This window comes from Streptomyces sp. SID13031, from assembly GCF_010548305.1.
In the GTDB taxonomy this organism is placed as follows: Bacteria; Actinomycetota; Actinomycetes; order Propionibacteriales; family Kribbellaceae; genus Kribbella.
In genome coordinates, this window is the sequence record NZ_JAAGLV010000008.1 from 82953 (window position 1) to 94816 (window position 11864).

11 protein-coding genes are annotated in these 11864 nt (G+C 68.9%); 5 read left to right on the forward strand and 6 right to left on the reverse strand.

Going from position 1 to position 11864, the window contains the following annotated elements; genetic code table 11:
• Positions 1-15: 15 nt before the first annotated feature.
• From G3I17_RS17525 to G3I17_RS17545, 5 genes are all read left to right on the forward strand, one after another.
• Positions 16-1302, forward strand: coding sequence for an extracellular solute-binding protein (locus G3I17_RS17525; RefSeq protein ID WP_203590364.1), 1287 nt, complete (start codon positions 16-18; stop codon positions 1300-1302).
• Positions 1303-1412: 110 nt separating this feature from the next.
• Positions 1413-2366 (forward strand): sugar ABC transporter permease, encoded by a 954-nt coding sequence (locus G3I17_RS40820; protein ID WP_343238338.1) that lies wholly within the window; start codon positions 1413-1415, stop codon positions 2364-2366.
• On the forward strand, positions 2363-3199 hold the full coding sequence (locus tag G3I17_RS17535) for a carbohydrate ABC transporter permease (protein WP_164597482.1): 837 nt from the start codon (positions 2363-2365) through the stop codon (positions 3197-3199). Before G3I17_RS40820 ends, G3I17_RS17535 begins: the two co-directional genes overlap by 4 nt.
• Before the next feature lie 58 nt (positions 3200-3257).
• Positions 3258-4271: a LacI family DNA-binding transcriptional regulator gene (locus G3I17_RS17540; protein ID WP_164597485.1), complete on the forward strand. Its 1014-nt coding sequence runs from the start codon at positions 3258-3260 to the stop codon at positions 4269-4271.
• 253 nt (positions 4272-4524) lie between these two features.
• Positions 4525-5022 carry a DUF3145 domain-containing protein gene (locus G3I17_RS17545; RefSeq protein ID WP_164597487.1) on the forward strand — a complete coding sequence of 166 codons (498 nt, stop codon included), beginning with the start codon at positions 4525-4527 and terminating at the stop codon, positions 5020-5022.
• A 214-nt stretch (positions 5023-5236) separates the two neighbouring features.
• Here the strand turns inward: G3I17_RS17545 and G3I17_RS17550 are convergent, their stop codons facing one another.
• The 6 genes from G3I17_RS17550 to G3I17_RS17575 form a co-directional block, all read right to left on the reverse strand.
• Complete coding sequence (locus tag G3I17_RS17550) at positions 5237-6112, reverse strand: hypothetical protein (RefSeq protein ID WP_164597489.1); 876 nt, start codon at positions 6110-6112, stop codon at positions 5237-5239.
• 327 nt (positions 6113-6439) lie between these two features.
• Positions 6440-7864 carry a carboxyl transferase domain-containing protein gene (locus tag G3I17_RS17555; RefSeq protein WP_164597491.1) on the reverse strand — a complete coding sequence of 475 codons (1425 nt, stop codon included), beginning with the start codon at positions 7862-7864 and terminating at the stop codon, positions 6440-6442.
• Between the two features lie 88 nt (positions 7865-7952).
• A complete protein-coding gene (locus tag G3I17_RS17560; protein WP_164597493.1) occupies positions 7953-9188 on the reverse strand; it encodes a beta-ketoacyl-[acyl-carrier-protein] synthase II in 1236 nt (411 codons plus the stop codon).
• A gap of 145 nt (positions 9189-9333) precedes the next feature.
• Complete coding sequence (locus G3I17_RS17565) at positions 9334-9585, reverse strand: acyl carrier protein (RefSeq protein WP_164597916.1); 252 nt, start codon at positions 9583-9585, stop codon at positions 9334-9336.
• A 74-nt stretch (positions 9586-9659) separates the two neighbouring features.
• A complete protein-coding gene (locus G3I17_RS17570; RefSeq protein WP_164597495.1) occupies positions 9660-10658 on the reverse strand; it encodes a beta-ketoacyl-ACP synthase III in 999 nt (332 codons plus the stop codon).
• A 1-nt stretch (position 10659) separates the two neighbouring features.
• Positions 10660-11850, reverse strand: a complete 1191-nt coding sequence (locus G3I17_RS17575; RefSeq protein ID WP_164597497.1) for an acyltransferase domain-containing protein — start codon at positions 11848-11850, stop codon at positions 10660-10662.
• Positions 11851-11864: the final 14 nt, after the last annotated feature.

An 11864-nucleotide genomic window follows, 5' to 3' on the forward strand; every position in this document is an offset into this window, starting at 1 on the left:
CGGAAAGGTTTCATCATGCGAATCAGGAAAGCGCTTGCCGCACCGGTTGTGCTGGCTGTGGGCGTGGCATTGCTGGCGGCCGGCTGCGGGGGCGGCGGTGAAGAGGCGGCGGACGGCAAGGTCACGCTGACGATCAAGACCTTCGGGCAGTTCGGCTACGACGACCTGATCAAGAGCTACGAGTCGGCGCACCCGGACGTCCAGGTCAAGCAGGAGAACATCGCCAAGCTCGCCGACTACACGCCCAAGCTGCAGCAGTGGCTGACTGCCGGCAGCGGCGCGGGGGACGTGGTCGCGCTGGAGGAGGGCATCCTGATCAAGCTGATGGGCAAGCCCGACCAGTTCGTCAACCTGCTCGACCAGGGCGCCGGCGAGCTGAAGGGCAACTTCCTGGACTGGAAGTGGCAGCAGGCGCTGACGCCGGACGGCAAGAAACTCGTTGGCCTCGGCACCGATATCGGGGCCCAGGGCATGTGTTACCGGACCGACCTGTTCGCCAAGGCCGGGCTGCCGACGGATCGCGCCAAGGTCGGGGCACTCTGGCCGACCTGGGACGGTTACCTTGCCGCCGGCAAGAAGTTCGTTGCCGCGGGCACCGGGGCGAGCTTCTTCGACACCGCGGGTGGGGTCTACCAGAACATCTTGATGCAGCAGGGCGACCAGACGTACTTCGATCGCTCGAACAAGCTGATCGCCGACAGCAACCCCGGGGTGCGGGCCGCCTGGGACCAGTCGGTCGCGATGGTCGGCGCCGGGTTGTCGGGCAAGCTGCAGATGTGGAGTCCGGCGTGGAACGCGGGCTTCAAGAAGGGCACCTTCGCGACCATCCCGTGCCCGGCGTGGATGCTCGGGATCATCAAGGACCAGGCCGGCCCGGAGAACGCGGGCAAGTGGGATGTCGCCCGGGTGCCGGGTGAAGGTGCCGTGCGGGGCGGATCGTTCCTCGCAGTACCGGCGCAGAGCAAGCATCCGAAGGAGGCTGCCGAGCTCGCCAAGTTCCTGACCAGCCCGGCCGGGCAGACCGCGGCCTTCAAGGCCAAGAACAACTTCCCGTCGGCACCGCAGGCGATCGACGACCCGGCCGTGTCCGGTGCGGTGAACGCCTACTTCAACAACGCGCCCGTCGGCAAGATCTTCGGCCAGTCCGCAAAGGACCTGAAGCCGGTCTACCTAGGCCCCGACAACCAGGTGGTCGGCGACGGCATCGGTGACGCCCTGACCGCGGTCGAGCAGGGCAAGCTCCAGCCCGACGAGGCATGGACGAAGGCGATGTCGGACGCAAAGCGGGCAGTAGACAAGTGAGCAACACGACACGTCGCCCACCAAGCGACCCCGCGCCGTCGCCTGCTGCCAAGGCGGCGGGCGACGGAGCGGGGGGAGCGGGGGGAGCGGGGGAGCCGCAACGCACCCGTGTGACCGCTGCAGGCGCCCGCTCGGCGCAGAGCGCGCCGCGGCGGGGACCGGAGGCGCCCTCTTGGCGTAATCGCCTGGACCTGCACGGCTCGCCGTACTTCTTCATCACGCCGTTCTTCGTCCTGTTCGCCCTCTTCGGGCTCTTCCCCTTGGTCTACACCGCCTGGGTTTCGTTGCGGGCCTGGGATCTGACCGGGGATGCGGGGTTCGTCGGGCTCGGCAACTACTCCCGGCTGGTGAACGATCCCGACTTCTGGAACGCGATGGTGAACACGCTCGGCCTGTTCGTGATGTCGACCGTGCCGCAGCTGTGTTTCGCGTTGATCATCGCGGGGCTGCTCAACCGGCCGATCCGGGCGCTGATGCTGTTCCGGCTCGGCGTGCTGGCGCCGATCGTCACCTCGGTTGCGGCCGTAGCGATCGTCTTCGGGCAGCTCTACGGCCGCGACACCGGCCTGGTCAACGGGTTGCTCGGGCTGATCGACATCGGCCCGATCGACTGGCAGGCGAGTAAGGCGTCGTCCTGGATCGCGGTCTCCAGCATGGTCAACTGGCGCTGGACCGGGTACAACGCGCTGATCTACCTGGCCGCGATCCAGTCGATCCCGCGCGACCTGTACGAGGCGGCGCAGCTCGACGGCGCCGGCGCGATCCGGCAGTTCCGCTCGATCACCGTGCCGCTGATCCGGCCGGCGCTGATCTTCACCGTGGTGATGTCGACGATCGGCGGGATGCAGCTGTTCACCGAGCCGCTGCTGTTCGGCCAGGGCGACATCTCCGGGGGCAGCCTGCGGCAGTTCCAGACCATCGCGATGTACATGTTCGAGCAGAGCTTCCAGAACTTCGACTACGGCTACGGGTCGGCGATCGCCTGGGCGATCTTCCTGCTCACCGTCGTGGCCGGCGTCGCGAACGCGCTGATCGCCCGTCGCCTGAGGAGTGGCACCCAATGAAGCTGAGACGGCGTACCAAGGGCAACAGCCTCGTCTACCTGACCCTGCTCGTCAGCCTCGTGCTGTCGGTCTTCCCGCTCTACTGGCTGTTCGTCGTGGCGACCCGCTCCAACGACGTCATCGGTCAGATGCCGCCGCCGCTCGTCCCGGGTGGCAACCTCGGCGCGAATGTCAGCCGCCTCTTCGACGCCCAGGAGGCACACTTCGCCCGTGGCCTGATGAACTCGATGCTCGCCTCGATCGCGGTCACCATCTCGGTGGTGTTCTTCTCCTCGCTGGCCGGCTTCGCCTTCGCCAAACTGCGTTTCCGCGGCCGCAACGCGTTCCTGATCGCGGTCCTCGCGACGATGATGGTGCCGGTCCAGATGGGCATCGTGCCGCTCTACATGGTGATGGTGAAACTCGGCTGGCAGAACCAGTTGCAAGCCGTGATCGTGCCGTTCCTGGTCTCCGCCTTCGGCGTCTTCCTGATGCGCCAGTACGCCGAACGCGCGGTACCCGATGAGCTCATCGAGGCCGCCCGGCTCGACGGGTGCAGCACCTTCGGGCTGTTCGTGCGAGTGGTGTCACCCGCGCTGCGCCCTGGCGCCGCAGTACTGGGGTTGTTCACCTTCATGAGCACCTGGAACGAGTTCCTCTGGCCGCTCGCGATCCTCGAGGCGGACAATCCGACCGTGCAGTTCTCGCTCAGCCAGCTGGCGACGCAGTACTACACGGACTACACGTTGATGTTCTCGGGCACGCTGATCGCGACCGTGCCGTTGTTGCTCGTGTTCATCCTGTTCGGCCGCCAGATCATCGGCGGCATCATGGACGGGGCCGTCCGCTCGTGACCGAGATACTGGTGCAGACGTGATGGCTCGACTAGGCAAGACGAAGGAGAACGCTCAGGTGACGACCGAGACGCCCAGGCGGCAACCGACGCTCGACGAGGTCGCCGAGCGCGCCGGGGTGTCGCGATCGGCGGCGTCCCGGGTGATCAACAACGCGCCGCACGTGAGCCGCGCCAAACGCGAAGCGGTACGCCGCGCCGTCGACGACCTCGGCTATGTGCCGAATGCGACGGCTCGCGCACTGGCCACTCAGCAGGCGGGATCGGTTGTGCTGGCGATCTCCGGTGACGATCCCGCGATGTTCGCGGACCCGTTCTTCGCCGCGGTGGTGGTCGGGGTCAACTCCGTGCTGGAGGAGACCGAGCTGGAGCTGATGCTGTCGCTGGCCACCTCGTCGCGCGGGCAGGCGCGGCTGGAGCAGTTGCTGCGCACTCGGCAAGCCGATGGAGTGATGCTGATGTCCTTGCACGGCGACGACCCGCTGGCAGCCATCGCCGACCAAGCCTCCGTACCGGTCGTCTTCGGTGGCCGCCCGCTCAACTTCGAACCCCGGTACTACGTGGACGCGGACAACCGCGGGGGAGCGCGACTCGCGACCGAGCACCTGGTCGCGGCCGGGCGCTACAAGATCGCCACCATCACCGGCCGCCTGGACGAGGGCGCCGGGATGGCCAGGCTGCAAGGCTTCCAGGACGCGCTCGCCGTAGCGGGCCTCGACAGCAGCCTGGTCGACCACGGCGACTTCAGCGAGGAGGGCGGCAACCTCGCGATGGCCAGGCTGCTCGAGCGCGCGCCGGATCTCGATGCCGTCTTCGTCGCCTCCGACCAGATGGCCATCGGCGCCCTCCGAGTGCTCGCCCGGGCCGGCCGCTCGGTGCCCGGTGACGTCGCCATCGTCGGCTTCAACGACATCACCAGCGCCCGCCACACCGACCCACCACTGACCACAGTCAACCAGCCCATCCACGCCCTCGGCCGCGAAATGGCCCGAATGCTCCTAGCCCTGATGGCCGGCGACCACCCCAGCCCGCTCATCCTCCCCACCCGCCTGGTGGTCCGGTCCTCGGTCTGAGACCTGTGGACAACTCTCCGCCGGTCAGAGCCACTCCGGATACGCTCAAGTAGGAAGAACAGGGGCGGCGCGGGCTGGGCGATGGCGTTGCGGACTGATCAGTGCAGCATCGCGACACGACGGTGATGTAGTTGACACGGCGAGGTTGCTGGTGTCAGCGGGGTCAGTGGTGCAGTATGGACCTCGCCGACCGGGATCGACGGTGGTGTTCGAGAACGCTGGGGAAGGCGCAGCTCGAGCACAGGAGGTCCCGGTGGCGACGACTCGTGGCGTTCTTTACGTCCACACCGTGCCGTCAGCGTTGTGCCCTCATGTCGAATGGGCAGCGGGCGGCATCCTTGGCGTGCCCGTGAAACTCGACTGGACGCCGCAGCCCGCGGCACAGGGCACCTATCGGGCAGAGCTGTCGTGGCAGGCTGCGGCCGGTACGGCGGCGAAGCTGGCGTCGGCGCTGCGCGGTTGGCAGAAGCTGCGCTTCGAGGTCACCGAGGAACCGAGCAACGGGGTCGAAGGCGAGCGGTACTCCTTCACGCCCACCCTCGGCGTCTTCCACGCGACCACCGGGGTGCACGGCGACATCATGGTGCCCGAGGAGCGGCTGAAGGCAGCGATGCTGAAGGCCGCCACCGGCGAAGCCGACCTGACCGAGGAGGTCGAGCGCCTGCTCGGCCGGCCCTGGGACGACGAGCTCGAACCGTTCCGGTACGCCGGCGACGGAGCACCAGTTCGCTGGCTGCACCAGGTCGTCTGACCAGATCCTGAGAACTTCAGAAGAAAGCCAAGAAGTAGAAGACTTCCTAGAACTTTTCGACAATGCTGTGGGTCAGACTTCCCACCGGGTGGGAGAGATCGTGGCCGCTGGGGCCACCGGGTGTCGGGACACCCCCGGTTGTCGCAAACAGCGGCCGCACCACGTGAAAGGGCGCGGACCTTCGGGTCCGCGCCCTTCCTTTGCCTGAAGCCCTTTACTGGCCGTAGCTCTTCGCGGTCCAGCCCAGTGAGCCGAGCGATCCGCCCTTGATGTCCGTGCCGATCCGGTCGGCCCGGTTGGCGTCGAAGTAGATCGACGCAGCCCCGGCCGCAGTGATGCCGAGCAGCGACCGGCCGTTCTGATGCGACCCGCAGTAGCCACTCGTCAGGCTGCTGAATCCGGCCCAGCCCGTCGTCTTCAGCACAGTGGAGCTGATCGTCGACGGCGTGGCCACGTTGACCCGCCACTCCACCAGTTCGCCGCTGGTCTTCGTGCCGATCAGTACGTCGACCTTCGCGCTGCCCGTCCCCTCGGTGCGCTCGAAGGTCAGCGTCTTGACCGCGTTCCAGCCGGTCGTGCGCAGCGTCACCGGCGCGGACAGCGTCGGCTTGGTGCCGCCGTAGGTCACCTTGTACCGGTAGAGAGAGGTGCCTGCGACGCGGTACAAGTAGGTGCTGCCGTTGGCCAGGATCCGGGTGCCGGCGAAGCCCGAGGCGATCCGGGCGGAGGTGTTCTTGGTCATCTTCCAGACGCCGTTGGTCCGCTCGCCCCGGCGCTCGAGGTCGTAGATATAGCCGTCGGTCGGGTGGGTGGCCAGCTCGCTGCTGATGAACAGGTCGGTATCACCGGCTGCTCCCCACTGCTGCCAAGCGGACGGCACCCAGGCCAGCTTGTCACCCGGGTACGACGTGATGCCGGCCTTGCGGGCGTTGTACCCGTAGGCGAGCCGCTGGCCGTCTGAGCGGTAGGCGGTCGTGTAGGCCGAGCAGTCTGCCGGTACGTCGCTCACTGCGGCGCTGGCGGGCAGCGCTGTGAGAGTTGAGCCGACTGCGGCGACAACTCCGGCTGCAGCGATGAAAGGTTTGCGCATGGGCGGTGGTTCCTCCGTGGGTTCATGGTGAAGCTCGCCTGTACCGACGCAGACGATGGCACTGCCGGTTCCCTCCAAACCCCGGACACACCTTGTGCACCAGGTGAGTGGATTCCTGCCACCAGGACGCTCACGTCGTGCACAAGGTCGCCGGGGCGGCCGGGGCGGCCGGGGCGGCCGGGGCGGGCGGGGCGGGCGGACGCGACTTTGTGCACGACGTGAGTGGATTCGCGGCGCCCGGATGCTCAGGTGGTGCACAAGGTCGCGAGGCTGGTGTGGCGCGGCCCCAGGCAGGGGCTCGGGGATCAGGCGCTGCGATCGGAGGAGCTACAGGGGGATGTTGCCGTGGTGGCCGCGGACTCGGCCGCCGGACTCCGCGGTGGCGATCGCGGCGGCCAGTGCCGAGCGGGTCTTGGCGGGCTCGACGATCTCGTCGACGACGCCGATCTCGCGGGCGCGCTCGATGCCACCGGCGATCTTCTCGTGCTCGGCGGCGAGCTCGGCCTCGACCTGCGGACGCAGGTCCGGCTCGACCTCGGCCAGCCGGCGGCGGTGCAGGACCCGGATCGCGGCGACCGCACCCATCACGGCCACCTCGGCCCGCGGCCAGGCGAACACCCGGGTCGCGCCGAGCGAGCGCGCGTTCATCGCGATGTAGGCGCCACCGTAGGTCTTGCGCGTCACGAGGGTGACCCGCGGTACGACGGATTCGGCGAAAGCGTGCAGCAGCTTGGCGCCCCGACGTACGACGCCGTCCCACTCCTGACCGACACCCGGCAGGTACCCCGGTACGTCGACCAGCACCACCATCGGTACCCCGAACGCGTCGCACATCCGGACGAAGCGAGCCGCCTTCTCAGCCGACAACGCGTCGAGGCAACCGCCGAGTCGCAGCGGGTTGTTCGCGATCACCCCGACGGTCCGGCCACCGAGGCGACCGAGGGTGGTGACGATGTTCGGTGCCCACCGTTGGTGCAGCTCGACGCCGGATTCCTCGTCGAGCACCCCGCCGACCAGCGGGTGGACGTCGTACGCGCGCTTGGCCGACTCCGGCAGCAGACCCGACAGGTCGGTGTCGGACACATCGCCGGACACCTCACCGGCGTTCGCGAACAGGTCCGCGAGGAGGCGAGCCTTCTCGATCGCGGCCGCCTCGGAGTCCGTGGTGATGTGGACGACCCCGGATCGCCGCCCGTGCGGCTCGGGACCGCCGAGCCGCAGCATGTCGACGTCCTCGCCGGTGACGGATCGAACCACGTCCGGCCCGGTGACGAAGATGCGGCCTTCCGGACCGAGGATGACGATGTCGGTCAGTGCCGGCCCGTACGCCGCTCCGCCGGCGGCAGGGCCGAGGACGACGGAGATCTGCGGGATCTTGCCAGAGGCCTGCGTCATCGCAAAGAAGATCTTCCCGACCGCGTGCAGGCTGAGCACCCCCTCGGCCAGCCGGGCGCCGCCCGAGTGCCACAGCCCGATGATCGGCAGCTCCTCGTCGCGGGCCAGCTGATAGGCCTGTACGACGACCTCGCAGCCCTCGTCGCCCATCGCGCCGCCCATCACGGTGGCGTCCGAGCAGAACGCGACGACCTTGGCGCCTGCGATGGTCCCGCGGGCCGCGAGCATGCCGGACAGGTTGTCGGGCGTGATCAGCTCGAGGGAGCCGGGGTCGAGCAGGGCGGTGAGCCGGGAGACCGGGTTGCGGGGATCCTCTTCACGCGGCAGCTTGGCCGGTTTCACAGGGGCGGTGGTCATGGGCGTCTCCCGGATCAGAAGGGTGCGGACCGAGCAGGTGAGCCGGGACCAGCCCCGGCCCACCCAGAGATCAGACCGACTTACAGCATCAAATTGATTTGAAGGCCAGGGCGACGTTGTGGCCGCCGAAGCCGAAGGAGTTGTTCAGTGCCGCGATGTCGCCGTCCGCGAGCTTGCGCGGCTCGGTCGCGATGTCGAGGTCGATGCCGTCCTCGACCTTGTCGACGTTGATCGTCGGCGGGACCAGCCGGTGATGCAGGGCGAGCACGGTGGCGATCGACTCGACCGCTCCGGCGGCGCCGAGCAGGTGCCCGATCATCGACTTCGGCGCGGTCGCGACGGCGTGGTCGGTCGCACTGCCGAGCGCCTTGCGGATCGCGATCGCCTCGGCGATGTCGCCGGCCGGGGTCGAGGTCGCGTGCGCGTTGATGTGCACGATGTCACCGGTGGCCAGGTCGCCCTCGCGCAGCGCCTGCTTCATCGCGCGCTCGGCGCCTGAACCGGTCGGGTCGGGCTGCACGATGTCGTGACCGTCGGCGGTGATACCGGCGCCGGCGAACTCGGCATAGATCTTCGCGCCGCGGGCGACAGCGTGCTCGTAGGACTCCAGCACCAGTACGCCGGCGCCTTCACCGAGCAGGAAGCCGTCGCGGTCGACGTCCCACGGACGGGACGCGCGCTCGGGGTCGTCGTTGCGCTTGCTCAGCGCCATCATCTGGCCGAACGCGGCCAGCGGCAGCCCGGCGATCGAGCCTTCCGCGCCACCCGCGACGACGATGTCGGCGCGGCCGAGCCGGATCTGGTCGGCGGCCAGCGAGATGGCCTCGTTGCTCGACGCGCAGGCGGAGACCGGGGTCTGGACGCCGGCCAGGGCACCCAGCTCGAGGCCGACGTTGGCGGCGGCCGAGTTCGGCATCAGCATCGGGATCGCCAGCGGCGAGACCCGGCGCGGGCCCTTCTGGAGCAGGTCGTAGTTGGTCAGCGTGGTGAGCAGGCCGCCGATCCCGGTGGCGATCGCCACGCCGAGACGGGTCTTGTCCAGCTCGACCTCGGCCAGACCGGAGTCGGCCCAGGCCTGCCGGGCGGCGACGACGGCGAACTGCGCGTTGCGGTCCAGGCGGCGGGCCTTCACCCGCTCGATGACCTCGGTCGGTTCGACGGCGGCGGGTGCGGCGATCTTGACCGGCAGCTCCTCGACCCAGTCGGCGGTGAGCAGCTTCGCGCCGGACTTGCCGGCCAGCAGCGCCTCCCAGGTGCTGGCGACGTCGCCCCCGACCGGGGTCGTCGCTCCGAGCCCGGTGATCACGACTCGGGTCTTCGACATGGTTACCTCATCCTTCGGCGTAGCGAGTGGTTGAACCAGGGGAGGCCGGTACGTCGTACCGGCCGTGCTGCTGGAGCGGTGAGCTCACCGGAAACCCCGGTGAGCTCCCCACGCTGCCCAGCACGATCGATCGAGACGGGCTCGATCAGCCGTTCTGCGCGCGCTCGATGAACGCGACGGCGTCACCGACGGTCTTCAGGTTCTTGACCTCGTCGTCGGGGATCTTGACGGTGAACTTCTCCTCGGCGGCCACGACGACCTCGACCATGGAGAGCGAGTCGACGTCGAGGTCGTCGGTGAAGGACTTGTCCAGCTGGACGTCCTCGACCGGGATGCCGGCGATCTCGTTGACGATCTCGGCGAGGTCGGAGCGGATCTCTTCGGTGCTGGCCATCAGTGTGTTTCCCTTTCGAATGCTGGGTGTGCGGTGCTAGCCGGGGCGGCCACCTGAGCCGGCCCGGACATCTGTGGTTACGGGAGCCTGATCACCTGGGCGGCGAAGGTCAGGCCCGCGCCGAAGCCGATGATCAGGGCGAGGTCCCCGCTTTTCGCCTCGCCACTCTCGCGCATCGTGGCGATCGCGAGCGGGACCGACGCGGCCGACGTGTTGCCCTGCCGCTCGATGTCGCGCGCGACCTTGACACTCTCGGGCAGCTTCAGCGTGCGCCGCATCGCGTCGGTGATCCGCATGTTCGCCTGGTGCGGGATGAACAGGTCGAGGTCCTCGGACTTCACGCCCGCGACGTCGAGCGCCTGCTGCGCGGTCTTGGCCATCTCGAACGACGCCCAGCGGAAGACCGGGTTGCCGTCCATCGTGAGGTTCGGCCACTGGTCGCCGGCGTGCGCCTCCTGCCAGGACTCCTTCTGGCTGATCACTTCGTGCTGCGTACCGTCGGAACCCCAGACGACCGGGCCGATGCCCGCCTCGTCGGACGGTCCGACCACGGCAGCGCCCGCGCCGTCGGCGAAGATGAACGCCGTCCCGCGGTCGGTCCGGTCGGTGATGTCGCTGAGCCGCTCGACCCCGATCACCAGCACGTACTTCGCGCTGCCGCCGCGGACCAGGTCGCTGGCCAGCGCGATGCCGTAGCAGAACCCGGCGCAGGCGGCCGAGATGTCGAAGGCCGCTGCCGTCGGAGCGCCCACCGCGACGGCGATCTGGGTCGCGATCGCGGGGGTCTGGTACAGGTGGGTGACCGTCGCGACGACGACGCAGCCGATCTGGGCCGGGTCGATGCCGGAGTCGGCGAGTGCCTCCTTGGCGGCGTTCGCCGACATCATCAGGATGGTCTCGTCGTCGGAGGCCCAACGGCGCTCCTTGATCCCGGACCGGGTCTGGATCCACTCGTCACTGGAGTCGATCTGCTCCAGGATCTCTGAGTTCGGCACGACGCGCCGCGGCCGGTACGAGCCGAGGCCCAGTACTGCGGCGTGCGCGGAGCCGGTCGATTCTGCGATCTGTCCAGGCATGTCAGCTCACTCCACTCGGATGCAGCCGAACCAACGGCTGCCCAGGGGCGACCGGGTCGCCTTCTTCTACCAGCCACTCGACCACGCTGCCGCCGTGCGGCGCGCGGACCTCGACCTCATCACGCAGGCTCTTCACGATCGCGACGACCTCGTCGGCCTCGACCGTGTCGCCCGCCTCGCGGGTGATCTGACCTTCTCGGGTGAAAGTGCCCTTCATCGGCGAGACCAGCAGCCGCCAGGTCGGCGACGCGTTGATCTCCGACGGGCTGCCGTGCTTGTCCACGAACGCGCGGGCGTCGTCGAGCTGGTCCGGCGTCTTCAGCGCGAACACCTCGACCCCCTTGAGCGCGCGCCGGGCGATCCCGGTCAGCGTGCCGGCCGGGGTCATCTCCAGGATGCCGGTGACCTGCAGGTCGGCCATCGTCTGCATGCACAGGTCCCAGCGGACCGGTGCGTTGACCTGCTGGACCAGCCGGCGCAGGACGTCGCGGCCGTCGTGCACGATCTGGCCGTCGCGGTTCGAGATCAGCCGGGTGCGCGGGTCGTGCGTGGTGACGGAGCGGGCGTAGCCGGCCAGCGTCTGGACGGCGGGCTCCATGTGCTTGGTGTGGAAGGCGCCGGCGACCGACAGCGGGATCAGCCGGGTCTTGGCCGGCGGGTCGGCCTGCACGGCGGCCAGCTCCTCGACCGTACCGGCGGCGACGATCTGGCCGGGGCCGTTGTCGTTGGCGGCGGTCAGCCCGTACTGCGCCAGCTTGGCCAGGATCTCGTCGCGGTCTCCGCCGAGCACCGCGGTCATCGAGGTCGGGGTCAGCGCCGACGCGGCGGCCATGGCCTTGCCGCGCTCGCGGACCAGCACCATCGCCTGCTCACCGGTGATCACCCCGGCGCCGACGGCGGCGGCGATCTCACCGACGCTGTGGCCGGCCAGCGCACCGATCTTCTCGAACGCGTCACCGGGGTGCGGGAACAGCGCCAGCGCGGACAGCATGCTGGACGCGACCAGCAGCGGCTGCGCGATCGCGGTGTCCCGGATCGCGTCGGCGTCGGCCTTGGTGCCGTAGTGGGCGAGGTCGAGGCCGGCGACAGCGGACAGCCAGTTCAGCCGGTTCTCGAAGACGGGGTCGGCCAGCCACGGCTCGAGGAATCCTGGGGTCTGGGCGCCCTGTCCGGGCGCAGCGATGACGAGCACGATGACAACTCTCC